15 protein-coding genes are annotated in these 19068 nt (G+C 28.3%); 4 read left to right on the top strand and 11 right to left on the bottom strand.

Annotated elements, in window-relative coordinates; genetic code table 11:
• Nucleotides 1–287: 287 nt before the first annotated feature.
• Nucleotides 288–830: an ECF transporter S component gene (locus tag HMPREF2782_RS06145; protein WP_070641621.1), complete on the bottom strand. Its 543-nt coding sequence runs from the start codon at nt 828–830 to the stop codon at nt 288–290.
• A 220-nt stretch (nt 831–1050) separates the two neighbouring features.
• On the opposite strand from HMPREF2782_RS06145, the gene HMPREF2782_RS06140 reads away from it, so the two are divergent.
• Nucleotides 1051–1707, top strand: coding sequence for a hypothetical protein (locus HMPREF2782_RS06140; protein WP_070641617.1), 657 nt, complete (start codon nt 1051–1053; stop codon nt 1705–1707).
• 54 nt (nt 1708–1761) lie between these two features.
• Nucleotides 1762–2049, top strand: coding sequence for an AraC family ligand binding domain-containing protein (locus tag HMPREF2782_RS06135; RefSeq protein ID WP_070641612.1), 288 nt, complete (start codon nt 1762–1764; stop codon nt 2047–2049).
• A gap of 170 nt (nt 2050–2219) precedes the next feature.
• On the opposite strand, the gene HMPREF2782_RS06130 is transcribed toward HMPREF2782_RS06135, so the two are convergent.
• The 4 genes from HMPREF2782_RS06130 to HMPREF2782_RS06115 form a co-directional block, all read right to left on the bottom strand.
• A complete protein-coding gene (locus tag HMPREF2782_RS06130; protein WP_070641607.1) occupies nt 2220–3443 on the bottom strand; it encodes an ABC transporter permease in 1224 nt (407 codons plus the stop codon).
• Nucleotides 3436–4326, bottom strand: coding sequence for an ABC transporter ATP-binding protein (locus HMPREF2782_RS06125; RefSeq protein WP_070641604.1), 891 nt, complete (start codon nt 4324–4326; stop codon nt 3436–3438). The genes HMPREF2782_RS06130 and HMPREF2782_RS06125 overlap by 8 nt, the downstream gene beginning before the upstream one ends.
• 81 nt (nt 4327–4407) lie before the next feature.
• A complete protein-coding gene (locus HMPREF2782_RS06120) occupies nt 4408–4926 on the bottom strand; it encodes an FUSC family protein (protein WP_070641601.1) in 519 nt (172 codons plus the stop codon).
• Nucleotides 4923–5783: a nucleoside hydrolase gene (locus HMPREF2782_RS06115; RefSeq protein WP_070641598.1), complete on the bottom strand. Its 861-nt coding sequence runs from the start codon at nt 5781–5783 to the stop codon at nt 4923–4925. The genes HMPREF2782_RS06120 and HMPREF2782_RS06115 overlap by 4 nt, the downstream gene beginning before the upstream one ends.
• 260 nt (nt 5784–6043) lie before the next feature.
• Between HMPREF2782_RS06115 and HMPREF2782_RS06110 the strand changes: the two genes are divergently transcribed.
• Nucleotides 6044–7066, top strand: a complete 1023-nt coding sequence (locus HMPREF2782_RS06110) for a PTS sugar transporter subunit IIC (protein WP_070641595.1) — start codon at nt 6044–6046, stop codon at nt 7064–7066.
• Between the two features lie 112 nt (nt 7067–7178).
• On the opposite strand, the gene HMPREF2782_RS06105 is transcribed toward HMPREF2782_RS06110, so the two are convergent.
• From HMPREF2782_RS06105 to gltX, 6 genes are all read right to left on the bottom strand, one after another.
• Nucleotides 7179–9995 carry a MiiA motif-containing surface protein gene (locus tag HMPREF2782_RS06105; RefSeq protein ID WP_070641592.1) on the bottom strand — a complete coding sequence of 939 codons (2817 nt, stop codon included), beginning with the start codon at nt 9993–9995 and terminating at the stop codon, nt 7179–7181.
• 745 nt (nt 9996–10740) lie between these two features.
• Nucleotides 10741–11742: a sigma-70 family RNA polymerase sigma factor gene (locus HMPREF2782_RS06100; protein WP_004839833.1), complete on the bottom strand. Its 1002-nt coding sequence runs from the start codon at nt 11740–11742 to the stop codon at nt 10741–10743.
• 89 nt (nt 11743–11831) lie between these two features.
• Entirely contained in the window at nt 11832–12356 is a 525-nt protein-coding gene (locus HMPREF2782_RS06095) for an NYN domain-containing protein (protein WP_070641589.1), read from the bottom strand.
• The gene (gene rlmB / locus HMPREF2782_RS06090; protein WP_070641586.1) at nt 12343–13056 is read right to left on the bottom strand and encodes a 23S rRNA (guanosine(2251)-2'-O)-methyltransferase RlmB; all 714 of its coding nucleotides are present in this window, start codon (nt 13054–13056) and stop codon (nt 12343–12345) included. The genes HMPREF2782_RS06095 and rlmB overlap by 14 nt, the downstream gene beginning before the upstream one ends.
• Nucleotides 13056–14474 carry a cysteine--tRNA ligase gene (gene cysS, locus HMPREF2782_RS06085; RefSeq protein ID WP_070641583.1) on the bottom strand — a complete coding sequence of 473 codons (1419 nt, stop codon included), beginning with the start codon at nt 14472–14474 and terminating at the stop codon, nt 13056–13058. The genes rlmB and cysS overlap by 1 nt, the downstream gene beginning before the upstream one ends.
• 1 nt (nt 14475) lies before the next feature.
• The gene (gene gltX / locus HMPREF2782_RS06080) at nt 14476–15957 is read right to left on the bottom strand and encodes a glutamate--tRNA ligase (protein WP_070641582.1); all 1482 of its coding nucleotides are present in this window, start codon (nt 15955–15957) and stop codon (nt 14476–14478) included.
• A 304-nt stretch (nt 15958–16261) separates the two neighbouring features.
• Between gltX and HMPREF2782_RS06075 the strand changes: the two genes are divergently transcribed.
• Entirely contained in the window at nt 16262–19066 is a 2805-nt protein-coding gene (locus tag HMPREF2782_RS06075; protein ID WP_070641580.1) for an AAA family ATPase, read from the top strand.
• Nucleotides 19067–19068: the final 2 nt, after the last annotated feature.

Below are 19068 nucleotides of genomic sequence, written 5' to 3'. Positions count from 1 at the left end.
ATGAACTTAGAATTTATTTATTTTGGGCTTATATCTTTATTAAATTTGGATAATCAATTTAAAAACTGAAAGAAACTTTAGTTTCTTTCTGATTTTTGCTCCCTGCAAGGGCCGGTTAAGGGGGTTCGTTGAAAGGGGTTTAAGGGGAAAAATTGTGGGGACAATCGGAAGTCCCCTAATTTGTCCCCTTAGTAACGAAGTATTAAAAATTAATTGTAATTTAGTAAATCATAGAAAAACATTAAGCTTAAAAAATAAAAAAATCTGCATTTAAAAAAGGACTATTTCTAGTCCATTTTTACTCTTTTTAAAAGTGCCATTGCAAAAATAGCTGTTATTATTACAGAAATAACTCCATTTATTGAAGAAACTCCAAGTTTTTGTACAACTTCTACCATATTTGCTTCAAATGACAATCCCATTGCAACTTTATTTTTTATAAAAGTGTATAACAAATAAAGAATAATATAAGTTATTTGTCCAAAAAATCCTGCAAGAGCTGCTTTTGCTTTTTCATTTTTTATTTTTGTTTTGTGAAAAATCAAACCTGCCACAAAGCCCATCATAAATTTATTTATAAATGTAAATGGTGCTGATGCAAAATAAAGTGGATTTGTTAAATCAAAAATTGCAGAACCAACTCCTGCTGCAAGTCCTCCAAGTCCTGGTCCTAAAATTATTCCTCCCAAAAGACAAAAGGCATTTCCTAAATGAAATCTTGTATCTCCCATTGGCGTTTTGAGTGGTATTTGAAAAAATGCTGAAAAAATAAATACCAAGGCTATAAAAAGTCCTGTATATGTAAGTTTTTTTGTAGATAATTTATTCATTAGTCCTCCTATTTTTATTTCTACGTTTTTCTATCACAAACTAATTATATAATACAAAGGAAAATGTGTAAATATATCATTTTTCTATAAAATGTTTTATAAATATCCATTTTCAAATTTAAAATTCAATTTTTTTCTATAAAATTAAAAATGTAACATGAGTTACAGAAATTAATTTGAATTTTTTATATAATAAATTAAAAACAAAAAGGAGTTATAGATGAGCGAATTTTTAGGACCAATACATTATATGATGTATGAAAAAATAAAATTTCAAGATAAAATTACAAATTTTCTTTTAGATGGCAATACAAAAGAAATTGACGAAAAAATTAAACCAGTTTCAACTGATAATTTGGAAAATTTAATCGACCAAGAAAATATTCACGGCTGGCTTGATTCAAAAATTGATGTTGTAGAAAATAGACTTGCCTATGCAATAAAAAATAGCGAAAATACAAAAGAAAAATTATTTGATTTTGGAAAAAAACAAGGAGAAGGGAAAAATTTCTCTGATTATAATGAAATTTTTCAAGATTTAAACATGATGCTCCTTGATGGAATGCCTTGTGATAACGGACTTTCTGCAACAATAGATGAAAATGGAGATTTATTTTTAATTACAAATGTAAATACTCACGAAAAATATTTCAAAGATTTTATAAATCCAGAAGATTCTCTTTCAAATACTTGTGAAGGAGGTCACAGCCACGATCACCACGAAGCTTTTGAAATTAATAAAAATGGTTTTGAATTAAAAGAAGAAATTTCTCCATACCATGAATATAGGTATGAATTTTTGAAAGGATATTTTGATAATTCCCCTTACGCAGTTGACCTTGTTGGTGGAATTAATTATAGAATTTACAAAAAATAAAAAATATTATACAAAATGGATAAGTATATCTTGGAAAAATAATAAGGAGGCTTTATGAAAAAATTAAGTGCAAATATTTTAGATGGTAAATTTGAACACTTGTTAGACGAAGACAAACTACAAATTACCCACCTTCAAATCAAAAAAGGTGAAGAAATTCCAAGCCATAAGTCAGATAAAAATGTGGTGGTTGTAATTTATAAGGGCAAGGTTGATTTCGTTGGAGAAAATGGAAATGAGATTATAGTTCCTGGCGATATAATATCTATGGATCCTAATGAAATGCACGCCTTAAAGGCAATCAATGATAGTGATTTGATGGTTATAAAGGCAAAAATTTAAAAATTTTAAAAATAAAAAAGGATGTTGCAAAATTATTAAATCGTTCCAATATTATGATAGAAAATCATAACGAAGTTTCGCATAAATAAACCGATAAGCTTAATACGAAACTTCTAAAAAATCTATGATAATAGGACGATAGTAATTTACAATTTGCAACATCCAGTTTTTTATTTATTTTTCTTTTTAATTTTTAATTTTTTTTCTCTTCCAAACAATTTATTTGTTGAATAATTTAGGATATTTTTCTTGTAAACTCTTGCTGCGATTATATACATTAAAACAATTCCTACTAACAAAATTATTAGGGAAATCATTCCTTGTAAAAGGCTTGCGTTTTCGTAGATTAATCTCATTGGCATAAAAAATGTTGACAAGAATGGGATGTAGGATAGGATTTTTATAAAATTATTTGGCTCACTTCCTACAAATGATGTGGAAATAAAATAGCAAAACATAATTATTAGCATAATTGGTGTTGCCATTTTTCCTGCATCTTCTTGCTTTTGTACCAAAGATCCAAGCATAGCTGAAAGGATTATATATAAAATCAATCCCAAAACCATAAATAAAACTATTTCTCCAACTAATTTATAATTTATTCCTTCAAAAATTTCAGAAATATTAAATCCTAGCATCGTTTTTATTTTTTCGTAAAATCCTGTAAATTTAATTATGGCAAATCCAACAAGTCCCAAGGCTAAATAAATTCCAAAATGAACTAGCATAGCAAGAATTGTTCCAAAAATTTTTCCAGCCATATAAGTGCCAGCTTTTACTGATGAGAAAATAAATTCTAGCATTTTTGTGCCTTTTTCAACTGCAATATCTTGCATTATTATTTGTGAATAAAAAATTAAAACAAAATACATTACAAAAATTGTAGCAAATAGGGCTAGCATATTTCCTGGATTTTTTAAATTATCTTTTATTTCGTGAAGATTTACCACAGGTTTTTGGCTAATTATCGCATTTTGCTTGGCGTCAATATTTGAATTTTTTAAATTTTCTTTTCTTTGCATGGACTCTGCCAAAGAATTTATTACAAGCATTGGAGTTTTTGCTGTTGTATCTCCATAATAATCAAAATTTAAAAGTCCGTCTTTGTTTTTCACTTCAAGATAAGCTGAAATATCTTTGTTATCAAGAGCTTTTTTCGCCTCATTTTTTTCTTTAAATTCAAAATCTACCATAGGATTATTATGGAAATTTTTCTTGTATTTTTCTTCCGTTACAACTGCAATTGTGTCTGGAGTTTTAGTTGAATAAGAAATGTAGGAAATTATTCCAATAACTACCGCCATAATAAAAGGCATAAGAACCATAATCCAAAAAGTAGGCGATTTAAGGTGTTTTTTTAAAGTATCAACTGATACAGTCATAAATCTATTCATTTTCTTCCACCTTTCTTGCAAAAATTTCATTTAATGTAGGAGGCGATTGGTCAAAATATGGAACAAAGCCAATATTATCTACAATTTTTTTGAAAATAACTTTTGCGTAATCTTCATTTTTTAAAATAAAAGTCCACTTATTACCGTCTTGGCTAATCATTTCTATATTTTCATCGTTTAAGAAAAATAAATCTTCGCTTGATTCGACTACAATTTTCTTTCTTTCGTAAGAATTTCTAATTTCTTGTGGCGAACCATTTAAAACTATATTTCCTTTTTTAAGCATTATCAATTTTTTGCAAAGACTTTCCACATTTTCCATATTGTGAGATGAAAACATAATTGTCGTTCCTTCTTTGTTTACATCTTTGATTATTTTTTCCAAAAGTCTGATGTTGTATGGATCAAGACCTGAAAAAGGCTCATCCAAAATTACAAACTCAGGCTTATAAATTAAAGCACAAAGAAGTTGAACTTTTTGTTGGTTTCCTTTTGAAAGTTCCTTGATTTTTGACGATAATTTTCCATCAATTTCAAAATATTCAAACCATTCTTTCAATTTATCATCAGAAATATTATTCATTTTATTTAATTTGGCAAAATATCTTATTTGATCTTCAACTTTTCTTTTTGAATCAAGAGATCTTTCTTCTGGCAAAAATCCAATTTTTTCTAAAGGAACTTTTGAAAATTTTTTCCCATTATAAGTAATCTTGCCATCATATTTTGAATAAAAGTTCATTATACACCTAAAAAGTGTTGACTTTCCAGCGCCATTTTGTCCTATAACTCCAAAAAGTTCTCCATCTTTTACTTCAAAATCAAGTTGATTTAAAGCAAGAAGATCGCCAAAACTTTTACTTAATCTTTCTACCTTTAGCATACGTACTCCTTAATTTTTTAAATACAAAATGTATTCATTACTATTTTACCATAGAAAAGTGGATTAAAAAAAGACAAGAGTTTATCTCTCATCTTTTTGTCTTTTGTATTTAATATATTTTAAAATTTCAAAATCAATTGAATTTACCAAAATAGCAATTACAACTCCTACCAATGTATCCAAAGTTCTATTTAGGGCAAAATTTATAGCTCCAAAATTTTCTCCATAATGATTTATTGAAACAGATGCAAAAACAATGCACATAATAGAAATTGCATTTGGCTTATCCATTGATGATAAAATCCAAATTAAAAATGCCATTATTATAGAAATCAAAAAATAATTTCCTATATCATTTGTAAAATTTTTCCTAACAAATAAAAGATATAAAAATCCAACAAAGCCTCCAATGCACGTTCCCAAAATCCTATTTAATCCAATATCAATTGAGCCGTTTACGTCATTTTTTGTACAAATTATAGCAGCTATGGCAGAATAAAATGGCAAGGCATTTGCCGATCTAAAATGCGAAAATGTAAAAGATAAAAATACAGCCAAAGCTGTTTTGAAAATTCTTTGTCCCGGTTTTTTTAATTTCATAAGCCAAGCCTATCAAATAAAAAATCAAAAAATGTATCTTCATTTACTCTGTTTGCTATATATTTTTTATTTTTTGAATTGATTTCAACTATACTTCCCCTATCAAAATCTTCATTTACCTTGATAGCTTTTTCTTCAAAAATAAATGCTTGTGGTTTCAAAACCATATAAATTAAGATTGCAGCTTTGATTTCTCTTTCATTTTTCGGATAAAATTTATAAAGATTTTTGATATTTTCAAAAACAGGATCAGAAGTTGATTTTTTCAAAATTTCATCAGGCAAGGTCAATGAATTCGAAATATCTATTGGCAAAATAAAAGTTTCAATATCTTCTTTCAAAACAATATTTGTAGCCTTTGGGTCGGTAAAAAAATTAAATTCTGAATTTTTTGTAATATCTCCAGAAGAAAAATTTGAACCCAAAATAAAAATATGGTCAATGTATGAAATAAAATCATCATATTTTATTATTGCTTTTGCTATATTTGTAAGAGGACCTGTCGCAATAATATCAAGTCTTCCACAATCTTTCGCCAAATCATATAAAAAATCTTCAGGACTTGCATCAGATAAATAATCTTTTGTCTTGTCAAAAATCAAAGAATTTTCTCCTCTAATCAAAATTTCTTGATTTTTTAAATTTGAAGATGAACCCTCACAAATTGGCAAAATTAAATCTTCCATATTTGCCATAGAAAGAATATTTTTTGCGGCAAATTTCGAATCCATAAAAGAGCTTACAGAAGAAATTCCAACAATTTCAAATTCATTAGAATTAAATGCCATTTTAAGCATCAAAATTTCTGATAAAGTAAAATTTGTATCTATATAAATAAATGGTTTTTCTTTTTCCATAATTCACTTCCTTTTTTTAAAAATTATACCAATATTAATTGAATTTTCTATCAAATTTTATAAGCAAAAATATAAAGAATATATTTTTAATTTTTATAGTCAATTAAAACTTCTTGGTTTTTAATTTTATTTTCAAAATATATAATTGTTTGACAAAATACAAATTAATTAAATAAATATAAGAAGATGAACGATTATTGTGAATATTTACAAATAATAATTTATATAATAAAATAGTTTTTAATGATTAGGAGGAAAAAATGAAAGAATTTTTAAAAAGAAAAGGAATAAGTTTATCGGCAAAAGTTTATTTTATTGATGCCCTAGGCTCAATGGCTTTCGGACTTTTTGCAACACTTTTGGTTGGAACAATTTTAAACACAATCGGCAAATCTTTTGACATAAAATTTTTGTCAGAAACAATTTGGCCTCTTGCCCAAGAAGCCACAGGACCTGCAATCGCCGTATCAATCGCCTACGCTTTAAACGCTGACAGGTTGATTTTATTTTCATCAACAATTGTAGGACTTGCCGCAAATAAATTGGGAGGTCCAATGGGAGTTTTTATAGCTACATTAATTTCAGTAGAAATTGCAAAAATAATTTCAAAAGAAACAAAAATCGACATAGTTTTAACTCCAGTTGTGACGGTTTTAGTCGGAGTAATGATTGCAAATTTAGTAGGACCTTTTATCCAAACGCTTATGACAAAAATCGGAATAATTATAATGGATGCAACAAAACAAAAACCCTTTATAATGGGAATAATTGTTTCAGTAATTGTAGGAATTGTTTTAACCCTTCCAATTTCATCGGCTGCTCTTTGTATGACCATAAGTCTTTCGGGGCTTGCGGCAGGAGCTGCAACAATTGGTTGTTGTTGTCAAATGATAGGATTTGCAGTAATTTCATTTAAAGAAAATAAAACCCAAGGCTTAATTGCTCAAGGACTTGGAACAAGTATGTTGCAAATGCCAAATATAATGAGAAATCCAAAAATTTTAATTCCACCAATACTTGCTTCAGCGATACTAGGACCATTTTCAACAATAATTTTTAAACTAGAAAATTCTCCAATAGGAGCAGGAATGGGAACATGCGGTTTGGTAGGACAAATTTCAACTTTCACAGCAATGGGCCATGTCCCATTTTTAAAATTATTATTTACAATAATAATTATGCACATAATTCTTCCAGCCATAGTTTCCTTAATAATTTATTATTTCATAAAAAAAATAGGCTGGATAAAAGATGGAGATATGAAGTTGGATTTTTCCAAATAAAATTTATTTAATAAAAATATTTTAAATTTAAAAATGGACTATGCAATGCACAGTCCATTTTTATTTGTAATTTTTTAAATTCTTATCCAAGTTTTCATCTGTTAAATTGAATTTATTTATTTTTTCTTTTTTTAGAAACAAATAGGCCGCCTACAGAACCTGCCAAGATTGTCAAAATACTTGCTGATGAACCTACTCCAGTTTTGACATTTTTTGTTTTATTATTAGCTGGTGTAAGTTTTGCTTTTTTAGAATTTGATGTGATTTCTTTTGCTTTTTTACTTACAAGCTTAGAGCCATCAATCATATTTTTTGAACCATCTGGATATGTTATTGTTACACTACCATTTTTTGTCACTTCAATGTTTATAGCCTTTGGATTTGATTTTTTAACCTTACTAGCAATTTCTGCTTTTTCTTTATCAGTCAAATTATTTTTATCTTTAACCAAAGTCTTAGCTGGAATTACTGCTGGATTATTTTGAGCATCTGTTTTATTATTTTGTGCTTGTCCCATTTTCTCAACCAAATCGCTAGCATTAATTGTATCTTTAGAATTATCTGGATATGTTACACTTACATTTCCTTTTTCATCTACTTCTACTTGTGTTCCTTTTGGGAAATTATCCTTGTTTAGTTTCTCAATATTATTTTTAATTTCCTCTTTTTCTTTTTCTGTTAATTTTTCTAAATTTTTAACTTTTACCCTATCTTTTGGAAGAATTGGATCAATTGTATCAGCAATTGGTTTTTGTTCTAAAGCAGCTAACATTTGTCTTTTCTTAATAATTTCAGCTTTTAGATTTTTTATTTCCAAATCTAAACCATTGATTTTTTCATCTATTTCTTTTATTTTTTCTCTTAACTCTTTTTCTTTTTCATCTTCAGCCTTTTGTTCTTCTTCTAATTTCAAGAGTTTTTCTTTAAGAGTTTTTATCTCATTTGCTGTCTTTTCACTTAAAGCCTTGCTAGCATTTTTTTCTTTTTCTAATTCTTCTATTTCTTTCTTATTTGCGTCAATTTTTTCTTGAATTTTTGCTTTTTCTTCTTCAAGATCTTTAATTGCTTGGTCTTTATTGTCTACAGCCTTTAATCTATTTTGTTTTTCTTCAATGCTATTTTGAATATTTTTAAGATTTTCTTCTTCTACTTGCAAATCTTTTTTAGCTTTTTCCAAAAGATTTTCTTGTTCTTCTTTTGCCTTTTTAAGTTCTTCAACTCTTTTTTGAGTTTCTTTTTTAGCCTCTTTTGTACTTTCAATGTATTTTTCTAATTTCTCTATTTTTTTATCAAGTTCATCTAAAGCTATAAAATCTTTTATTAATTCCTTGTTTTCTTTTAAACCTTTTTCAAAAATCTCTTTTGATTGTTCTACAATCCCAATAGCAGTTTCTCCACCCACAACTTTATTTTCAAGAAGTTTTATTTCTTTTTTCAAATCTTCAATTTTATCAAGTAAATCTTTTGAAGGCTTGTTTTGAAGTTGTTTTTCCAAACCATCTAATTCTTTTTGTACTTGTCCTGCTTGGGTTTTTTTATCATTAACACTTGCTTCTAAATTTTGAATTTCTTTACCAATATTTTGATTTTCAAGGCTTAAATTACTTGATGCATTTTTTTCTTCATTTTGTTTGCTGGAAAGTTGGTTGATTTTTCCTTCTATACTTGCTTGTTCAGCTTTTTTAGCTTGAATTTCAGCTTCAATATCCTTAAATATTTTGTCAAAATTAGGAACTTTTTCGCCTGTTTGAGCTGCATTGACAGCATTATCTTTTTTTGAATTCTCATAATTTTTCTTTGCAGCCTTTGCTCTTTCAAGAGAATCATTCAAATTTGAAAGATCTGCCTTTACCTTATCAAGCTTAGTTTTTTCTGCATTTATTTCGCCTTCAAGTCTTTCAATTTCCTTAGTTTTTTGTTTTATCAATTCAGAATTATTATCCTTTTGACCTTTTAAATTTTGAATTTTTGTATCAAAATTTGAAATTTCACTTTCTAATTTTTTGAATTCTTTTTCTTTAGAATCAATTTTACTATCTAAATCCGGATCATAATCTGGATTTTCATCCATAATTTTTTTAAGTTCAGCTTTTTTTATTTCCAAATCAGCTTTAGCCTTATTATATTTTTCTTCGGCATCTTTTTTGAGTATTTCATTGATTTCATTATTCTTTTCTAATTCTGCAATCTTTTCCTCAATTTTTGCCCTATCTATATTTGATTTGTCAGTTTTTTCTTTAAGTTTCTCTTTTTCTTCTTTTAATTTAGACAAGTCCTTTTCAGCTTTAACTAAATCTAAATCATATCTTTCAATAAGGGCGTTTTCCCTATTATAAGCATTTGTTTTCTTAGTTAAATTTTCATTTTCCTTATCTACATTCGCCTTTAAATCTTTTGTTTTTTCCAAAGATTCTTTTTCTTTTTTCTTATCTTCTTCTATACTTTCTTCAAGGGTCTTCTTATCCTTTGCTGGATCAAAGTTTTTTACATCCTCAATTTCTTTTTCCTTTTTCTCAAGGGCTTTTCTTAAATTTTCTTTTTCCTCATTAGCTTTTGCTAATTTTTCATCAAAAGATTTAAGAATTTTTTGGTTTTCAGCTTCTTTATCCTCAAGTTCCTTGATTTTATTTTTTAAATCATCAATTTCCTTAGCCAACTTGTCATTTTTCTTGGATAATTTATTAGAAAGTTCAGATTTTTCTTTAAGCAATTCTTCTTTTTCTTTTAATTTCTCATTCAATTGCTTTTCTAATTGAGCAATTTCTTTTTTAATAAGCTCAATTTTATTTTCAATTTCTTCCTTACTATCCATATTTATAGAATTTACATTAAGATTTTCTTCAGCCCTTACCATTTTTCCATTTGAAAAAATAATGCTAGAAGACAAAGCAAGCACCATAGCGTATTTTGCTAATTTTTGTTTTTTCATAATTTATACCTCATCTTTTATATTGTATTAGTTTTGTTTTATACATTATTTTCATATCTTACCAAAATATTTCTAAAGTGTCAACAAAAAATTTTCAAGAAAGTTTATTGATTTAATTTAGCAAACTTAATAGGTGTATGTTAGTAAATATGAGCTTTTTGTGAAATAAAAATGTATGAAATGTGAGGGATTTTTTAAATAGCAAAAGCAAAATTTGATTTTTAAATAAATATATCTAAAATTTACTCTGGGGAGAAAAAATATTTGAAATTTTAAAGATAAAAATAAATAAAAATTATTTATTAGAAAATTTCAAATTATTCATAGAATTTTTTAAAAATTTTCAAAAAAAGAAAGTGCGAGCACTTTCTAAGTTTTTAAATAGTAGAATTTTTTCTCATTGTCAGTTAATTTTATTTTTTAGAATTTTTTTCCAGCTTTGTGGGATAAATATTAAAAACGTGCACACTGGCACGTTTTTAAGCTAATTATACGCTAACTTATCATTCTTTTTGTAATGATTTTGCATAATATTTTATTTTTCGAAATTTAATTCCTTGTTTTAGTCCGCGGGATAAATATTAAAAATGTCCACACAGGGACATTTTTAAGCTATTTATCTGCTAATTATCACTCAGTTTTTAATAATCTAGCATCGTATTTTATTTTGCATAATTTAATTCTTAGTTATAGTCCGTGGGATAATCATTAAAAATGTGCCACTGGCACATTTTTAAGCTGATTATCAATCCTGGTCGCTGTATTGTTTTAGTTTTCCTAGGGCTTGGTTTTCTATTTGTCTTATTCTTTCTCTGGATAGATTATAAATTGTTCCTATTTCTTCTAGGGTTTTTGGTTTTTCGTTATCCAAACCGTATCTATAAATTATTATTTGTTTTTCTCTATCTGATAATTGATCCAAAGCTTTCATTAGGAAATCTTCCATATCTTTTTTTAGGATTTGATCGTCTACTGGGATTGAATCGTCTCCTACCATATCCATCAATTCATCGCCTGTTGAATCTTCTGAATCTAAATTTATATTCAAGCTTGTTGAATTTACTTGATTTCTATTTATTAAAAATAAATCGTCGGCTTGTTTTTTGTCGATTCCTTCTTGTTTTAAAATCTTGTATAATTCTTCTTCGCTTGCTTCTGGATTTGCTTTTAATATTTGTTTTAATTTGTTTAATTTTAAATATTTTCCTGCTGGTATTCTTATTGTGTGACCTTCTTTGTTGATTGCTTTTCTTATTGCCTTATCAATCCATTTATAGGCATAGGTTGTAAATTTGTATCCTAATGTCAGGTCGAATTTTTCTGCAGCTCTTATCATTCCAAGCATTCCTGATTGGACCAAATCTTCAAGCTCAAGGTCGTTTCCGTGTGAGCGATAAAAATATGAGGCTCTGCTTCTTACTAGTCCTTGGTTTTTGTCTACCAAGGCGCCAAGAGCATTTTGGTTTCCTTCTTGAAATTGTTCTACAATTTGCTCATTTGTTAAATCTGAAAGTCTAATTATGTCGGATCTTTGCCTTGCAACGATAGAATTTTTAATTTTTTTTCTATCTTCTTCCTCTTCTATTTCCAGCTCTTCATCTTCCAAAAACTGTTCAAATTCTTCTTTTTCATCTTCTGTTAAGCCCTTATAAATTTTTTGGGCTTGTTTTTCATCAATATCATCTTCATCGAAAAAATCTTTAAATTTTTCAAAGACTTCTTCGTCATTAAAATCTATTTTATCCATATAACCACCATAATTGATCTGCCTAAGCAGTCAAGTTCTTATAAAAATGATTTGAATTTTTATAAATTGAATTTATCTACCTTTACCATTTATTTTTCCAAGTCTTTTTTTATATCATCAAGTTTTTTTATTACATCTTCTGATAAGGGAAATTGCTTGAAATTATTTGAAAAATCTTTTTTTTGATTTCTTTTTATTTTTACCCTTTTATTTAAAAGATCATTCCTAAGCTCAAGGGCTGTAATCCTGCTTGCTCCTCTTTCAAAGGCAAGTGATTGAACTTGCCCATCGTCGGTTACAACTTTTACATTGTGGCGACGGGCGTATTTGTTGGTCATTTTTTCAATGTAGGTGTCTGCCGTTTGAAATTTTTTAGTATAGACTATTTTTATGCCTAATTTTTCAAATATATTTTCTTTTTCGCCGTCTGAATTGTAGGCATCAAAAACCACAACAAGATTTTCATTTGAAAGGGATGCGTACTCTGCCATCTCGTCTATTAATTTTTCACGAGCAAGCTCTAGGGAATTTTCTTTTATATGATTTAATTCAGGCCAAGAATTTATTATGTTATAGCCATCAACATAGGTTATATTTTTTTTAGTTAAAGCCATTTTGTCTTAGACTTTCATATATTGCGATTGCACTTGCTACCGATGCGTTTAATGAATTTATTTTGCCAAGCATTGGTATTTTTATTAGTCCATCGCAATTTTCTCTTACAAGTCTTGAAAGTCCCTTTCCTTCATTGCCAACAACTAGGGCAATTTTTCCTGTAAGATCTGTTTGGGTAATATCCCCTTCTGCTTCTCCAGCTAGTCCATAAACCCAAAAATTTTCTTCTTTTATTTCTTTTATGGCCCTATTTATATTTTTAACCATGGCTATATCAATGTTGTTGATTGCCCCTGCACTTGTTTTGTAAACTGTTGAGTTAACTTTTGCAGATCTTCTTTCTGAAATAATTATTCCATCAAAACCAAAGGCTTCTGCACTTCTAATTATTGCCCCAAGATTGTGAGGATCTTCTATTTGATCTAGAATCATTAGCCTTTTTTTATCTTTTAAATCATCAAGGTCTTTGTATTTGTAATCTTCAACTTCGATTTCAACACCTTGGTGGTTGCCAGAAATTTTTGAAAAATAATCCTTATCCTCATAAAATATTGGCACATTTTTATCTTCTAATTTATTTATAATTTTATCAATTAGCTTGTGATTTTTGCCCTTGTTGTCCAAAATATGAGCTTTTTTTATATTTTCACCTGCATCAATGGTTTCAAGCACAGATTTTCTTCCATATATACTTGCCATTATTTAAGCTCCCACTTGGTTCCTTCTCTGGTATCTTTGATTAAAATTCCCATTTCAGAAAGTTTGTCACGAATTTCGTCAGCTTTAGCAAAATCTTTTGCTTTTTTCGCTTCTTTTCTCTCATCAATTAGTTTATTTATTAAATCTTCATCAAGAGAATCGTCTGTTTTTTTCCTATTTTCTATACCAAGTACATCTTCAAGTTTTATAAATAAATCTCTAGTTTTTTCTACAAATTCTTTTGAAGAATTTTCATCAAGTTTAGTATTAGCAAATTTTGAAATTTCAAATAAAACTGTAAGGGCATCTGCAGTGTTTAGGTCATCATCCATTACTTTTCTAAAATTATTTTCAAAATTATCAAGCTCTTTTACCAATTCTTTTTCTTCATCTTTTAAATTTCCACTTGCTTTTTCTAAAAGATCATCCATCCTAAATTTGGCGTTGTTTAATCTTTCTAGGGAATTTTTGGCTTGTTCTATTATTTCTCTTGTGAAATTTATAGGGAGTCTATAGCTTGCAGACAAAAGCCAAAATCTTACAATCATAAGGTCATATTCTTTTTTAATATCGTGTAAAGTAAAGAAATTTCCCAAAGACTTGCTCATTTTGGTTCCATCAACTTGGATCATGCCGTTGTGCATCCAATAATTTGCAAATTTTTTGCCTGATCTTGTTTCTGATTGGGCAATTTCATTTTCGTGATGAGGAAATTGTAAATCTTCTCCACCAGCATGAAGGTCTATTGTTTCTCCCAATATTTTTTTACTCATGGTTGAACATTCTATATGCCAGCCCGGTCTACCCTTACCCCAAGGAGAATCCCAAGAGATTTCTCCCTCTTTTTTTGTAGCTTTCCATAGGGTAAAGTCCATAGGATTTCTTTTTTTGCCCTTGTCCTTATCATCTAATCTGTTTGATGCGCCTTCTCTTAAATCTTCAATATTTTTTCCTGAAAGATGACCATAATCTTTGGCTTTTGAAATATCAAAATAAACATCTCCATTTGATTCGTAAGCACAATCCTTATCCACCAATTCTTTTACAAATTCTATAATATCATCCATAGTTTCTGTAGCTTTTGGATGGATTGTATTTTCTTCGTCAAGATTTAAATCTTTTGCATCTTCCATATAAGCTTTTATATACTTATCTGTAACTTCCTTAGTTGATATCTTATCTTTAATGGCCTTATTTATAATTTTATCGTCTACGTCTGTAAAATTTACAACATATTTTACGTCATTGCCAAGATATCTTAAATATCTTCTCATTGTATCAAAAATTACCAAAGGACGGGCGTTTCCTATGTGCATATAATCATAAACTGTTGGGCCGCATACATACATTCTTACCTTATTTTCATCAATTGTCTTGAACTCTTCTTTTTGTCTTGTGAATGTATTATATATTTTCATATTAAAAATTTTCCTTAACGTAATTTAATCTGTCGATCATTTTTTCCTTGCCCATAATTACAAAGGCATTTACAAGTTCTGGTCCGTGAACATTTCCTGTAAGTCCTGCCCTAACTGGGAACCATAAATTCTTTCCTTTTATTCCTGTTTCTTTTTGGATAGATTTCATTATGGTTTTTGCAAAGTCTAGGTCAACTTCATCAACTTCTTCAAGCTTTCCAATAAAGGCATCAAACAAAGTTTTAGCCTCATCAGTTTTTATAGCTTCAACTGCTTCATCAGTCCATTTCATATCTTTATCATCTACATAATAAACATAAGCTTCGTCTTTAATATCTGTGAATTTATCAATTGCTGATTGCCAAGTTGCTGCAAGAAGATTTAATTTTTCTTCTGGATAATCTTCACCGAAAAATCCAGCTTCAATACAATATGGTTTAATAGCTTTTGCTAAATCTTCAACGCTCATTTCCCTTACATAATGACCATTAACCCAATCAAGTTTTCTTACATCAAAAACTGCTCCGGTTTTATTTACCCTATCAAAAGTAAATTGGTCAGCAAGTTCTTTCATTGTAAAAATTTCTTCTTCACTATCAGGTGACCATCCCAAAAGAGCCAAATAATTTATAAGTCCTTCTGGTAAATATCCTCTTTCGATGAAATCTTCAACCATTCCATCTCCATTTCTCTTAGAATATTTTTTGTGATCTTTATTTAAAACTGTAGGAAGGTGGATATATTCTGGAGCTTCCCATCCAAAAGCTTGGTATAAAAATACGTGTTTTGGAGTTGAAGAAATCCATTCGTCCCCTCTTACAACGTGGGTGATTCCCATTTCATGGTCGTCAACAATAACTGCAAAATGATAAGTTGGGTATCCGTCTTCTTTTATCAAAACTTGGTCGTCCATATCATTTGTATTAAAGGTGATTTTTCCCTTAATCCTATCTTCGAAAGAAATATCTGTATCTTTTGGAAGTTTTAATCTTACAGTATATTTTTCTCCTTTAGCAATTTTTTCTTTTGCTTCTTCTAATGTTAATGAACGACAAAGTCCATCATATTTTGGTGTAAGGCCATCAGCTTTTTGTCTTGCTCTTAAATTATCAAGTCTTTCCTTTGAGCAAAAGCAATAATAAGCCTTGCCTTCTTCGATTAATTTTTCAATATATTTATCATAAATTCCAGCCTTAACCCTATCTGATTGGATATAAGGGCCGCAATTTCCTTTTTCGGTAATTTCTCCATTTTCATCAAGCATAACACCTTCGTCAATTTCAATTCCTGACCATTTTAAAGTCTTCAATAAATTTTCCAAGGCTCCTTCAACAAATCTGGTTCTGTCTGTATCTTCAATTCTTAAAAGCATTTTTCCACCAGTATGTCTTGCATAAAGGAAATTAAAAAGTGCTGTTCTAAGTCCACCGATGTGGAGGTAACCTGTTGGTGATGGTGCAAATCTAACTCTTGTTTCTGTCATAAGTCCTCCTTAAAAATATCACTTTTATTATATAATATCTCGACTAATTTATAAACTTATATTTTTTTGAAATTTTTCACATTTTTTAAAAATAGCGAAAAGTAAAGGGAGTGCAAAACTCACTCCCTCCCAAATACTGCTTATATTCTAGCATAAAAAATAAATTTTTTCAAGATTTATTATCAATTATAAGGATCTACTTTTAAATGAAAATAAATTATTTTTCAAAAAATAACTTCCTATTACTAATTGATATTTTTATATTTTAAATATGATATAATTAAATAAAATTAAGGAGGAACAAATGGCAAGATATTTAATAGGCAATTCTAACGATACTTGGAATTTTTATCAAGCTTATTATGCTTGTAGTCCTGGCGATATTTTAGAATTAAAAGAAAATTTTCATCTAATTTTAGAAGATGGATTTTTTGAAATAGATAAAGATTTGACCTTAGAAGGTCACGTTAATTTTGAAGATAATACAAATTATTATACAAATAAAATTGTTGGAAGACTTAACATAAAAAATAAAGCAAATGTAAATATAAATAGTTTGTGGTTAGAATCAAATAATAAATTTGATAATATTTTAAATATTAAAGATTCTTCCACTGTTTTTTTAAATAAAGTAATAATAGATAGGACTGACCTTATAAAATTAGATTCTAGTCAAGAAAAATATCCAGAAGTTTTTGTTTCTGAAAATTCAAGCTTAAATTTTGAAAATGTTACTACATTTGATAAGGGAGATTTTTATTCTAAATTATTTGCAAAAAATTCTAATATAGAAATCAACAATTCAGACTTATGTCTTTCTTTATCATTTGATTATTCTAATGTAAGTATTAACAAGTCCTGTATAAAAAAATATTACACAAATGCAATAAATGCTAAACATTCAGATTTAAAAATTAATAACTCCACTGTCAACGGAGGAGATACCCAAAAAAGATATCCTTGTTTATACATTTATAACACCAATATAAATTCAAATAACAATTTATTTATACAAAAAAATTACCCTAGCTGCTTGTTTTTAAATGAAAACTCATATTTGATCTCTAATGATGACATAGTTTCATCTGTGGATATTAATTCTAGTAGAGCTTTTATTTCAAAATTAACTGTTAATGAAATATTTTGTATAAATCAAAAATCTCTTGCAATTGTAGAAGACTCCTTTAATTTAAAAGGAGAGAATAATGAAAAAATTGACTTGCTTATTCAAGATAACTCCATACTTAAAGCTTACGAAATTTCCCTTAATAGATATTTTGCCCCTAATATTAGAATTAATGGTAGCTCTACCTTATTAACTGAATTTTTATCTATTAACGGCGAATATTATTATGATGAAAATTCTCCAATAAAAATAGAAAGGTCTGATGATTCCTATTATAAGGTCGGCTTAATTGAAAATGATGATTTGGATGAGGAATTTTTATATGACGATATAGATGATGAAAATATTTCATCAAATGAAAACGAGCTTTCGCCATACGATAAGCTTAATAAATTAGTTGGATTAAATTCTGTAAAAAATGAAATAAACAAAATGATTAGGATGGTCGAATTTAATAATAAAAGAATCCAAATGGGTTTTCTTCCTGAAGAAAATTCGCTCCATTCTGTATTTCTTGGAAATCCTGGAACTGGAAAAACAACAGTAGCAAGGCTTATTGGAGAGATATTATTTGAATATAAGGCCTTATATAATAAGGAAGAATTTATTTTCATTGAAGCTAGTGAATCTGATTTAATTTCATCTAACGTCGGTCAAACTGCCGAGCAAACTTATAAATTATTAGAAAAAGCAAAAGGCGGAATTTTATTTATAGATGAGGCTTACACCTTAAATAAGGGAGATTCCTCTGTAAATTTCGGTCAAGAAGCTATAAATACTATTCTTAAATATATGGAAGATCACAGAAGTGAAATTATGATAATTTTCGCTGGATACACTAAGGAAATGGAGGAATTTTTAGATACAAATCCTGGTCTAAACTCTAGAGTTGCCAACAAATTTGTTTTTGAAGATTACTCAAGTGATGAGATTGTTCAAATCGGAGAAAGTATTTTAATTGAAAAGCAATATGTAATAGAAGATAGAAATTATTATGAAAAAAATGTGAAATTTGCTTATGAACAATCTATAGATAAATCTAACGCTAGATGGATTAGAAACTTTAACGAAAAACTACTAAAAGTATTTGCGACAAGAGTTATCGAAAGTGAATCAACAGATCTTTCGACTTTAACAAACGAGGATATTGATCAGGTATTTAATATTGGCAAATACAAAAACTATGATGGAAAAGATGAGGACGCTTATAATAAATTACAAAATCTTATAGGAATAGATCAAGTAAAAAGGCAAGTTGATGAATTTATTTCTATGGCAGAGCTAAATAAAAAAAGAAGAGATTCAGGACAAAAAATCCAAAACTTCACCTTGCATTCCCTATTTCTTGGAAATCCTGGTACAGGAAAAACCACCGTTGCTAGAATTTTAGGTAATCTTCTCTATCAAAAATCTATTATAAAAGAAAATAAATTTATAGAAGTTTCAAGATCAGATCTTGTCGCAGGTTATATAGGTCAAACTGCAATTAAGACAAGAGCCGTTTTAAAATCAGCACTTGGTGGAATTTTATTTATAGATGAAGCCTACAGCCTATCACAAGGATCTGATAATGATTTTGGAAATGAAGCAATAGATGAAATCTTGAAATTTATGGAAGATTATAGAGAAAGCATAGTAATAATATTTGCTGGATATAGCAAGGAAATGAAAGAATTTCTATCTTTAAATTCAGGTCTTCAATCAAGAGTTCCAAACAAATTTTATTTTGAAGACTACACTGTAGATGAGCTTGTAAAAATCGGCTTATCAAGCTTGGATAAATTCGCATATAAGGTTGATGAACAACTTTACTATCAAGTTGTAAAAAATAATTATAACAAATCAAATGACCATAGTAATGGACGATGGATTAGAAATTTTAATGAAAAATTAATCAGAATAATGAGCCAAAGAATTTCAAATACAAATGAAGATGATGTAAACACAATTACAATAGAGGATTTGGAACAAATTAAGGAGTAAAA

This window comes from Anaerococcus sp. HMSC068A02, from assembly GCF_001811125.1.
GTDB lineage: Bacteria > Bacillota > Clostridia > Tissierellales > Peptoniphilaceae > Anaerococcus > Anaerococcus vaginalis_C.
The sequence above is the reverse complement of the archived record's forward strand: the minus strand, read 5'-3'. Positions and strand labels throughout refer to the sequence as shown.

Excerpts from the sequence above, each read along its gene's own strand:
- HMPREF2782_RS06105 (WP_070641592.1), bottom strand. The coding sequence starts at position 9,995 with ATGAAAAAACAAAAATTAGCAAAATACGCTATGGTGCTTGCTTTGTCT.
- HMPREF2782_RS06130 (WP_070641607.1), bottom strand. The coding sequence starts at position 3,443 with ATGAATAGATTTATGACTGTATCAGTTGATACTTTAAAAAAACACCTT.
- rlmB (WP_070641586.1), bottom strand. The coding sequence starts at position 13,056 with ATGGCAAGTATATATGGAAGAAAATCTGTGCTTGAAACCATTGATGCA.
- HMPREF2782_RS06110 (WP_070641595.1), top strand. The coding sequence starts at position 6,044 with ATGAAAGAATTTTTAAAAAGAAAAGGAATAAGTTTATCGGCAAAAGTT.
- HMPREF2782_RS06075 (WP_070641580.1), top strand. The coding sequence starts at position 16,262 with ATGGCAAGATATTTAATAGGCAATTCTAACGATACTTGGAATTTTTAT.
- HMPREF2782_RS06115 (WP_070641598.1), bottom strand. The coding sequence starts at position 5,783 with ATGGAAAAAGAAAAACCATTTATTTATATAGATACAAATTTTACTTTA.
- HMPREF2782_RS06120 (WP_070641601.1), bottom strand. The coding sequence starts at position 4,926 with ATGAAATTAAAAAAACCGGGACAAAGAATTTTCAAAACAGCTTTGGCT.
- HMPREF2782_RS06140 (WP_070641617.1), top strand. The coding sequence starts at position 1,051 with ATGAGCGAATTTTTAGGACCAATACATTATATGATGTATGAAAAAATA.
- HMPREF2782_RS06145 (WP_070641621.1), bottom strand. The coding sequence starts at position 830 with ATGAATAAATTATCTACAAAAAAACTTACATATACAGGACTTTTTATA.
- cysS (WP_070641583.1), bottom strand. The coding sequence starts at position 14,474 with ATGAAAATATATAATACATTCACAAGACAAAAAGAAGAGTTCAAGACA.
- gltX (WP_070641582.1), bottom strand. The coding sequence starts at position 15,957 with ATGACAGAAACAAGAGTTAGATTTGCACCATCACCAACAGGTTACCTC.
- HMPREF2782_RS06095 (WP_070641589.1), bottom strand. The coding sequence starts at position 12,356 with ATGGCTTTAACTAAAAAAAATATAACCTATGTTGATGGCTATAACATA.
- HMPREF2782_RS06100 (WP_004839833.1), bottom strand. The coding sequence starts at position 11,742 with ATGGATAAAATAGATTTTAATGACGAAGAAGTCTTTGAAAAATTTAAA.
- HMPREF2782_RS06125 (WP_070641604.1), bottom strand. The coding sequence starts at position 4,326 with ATGCTAAAGGTAGAAAGATTAAGTAAAAGTTTTGGCGATCTTCTTGCT.
- HMPREF2782_RS06135 (WP_070641612.1), top strand. The coding sequence starts at position 1,762 with ATGAAAAAATTAAGTGCAAATATTTTAGATGGTAAATTTGAACACTTG.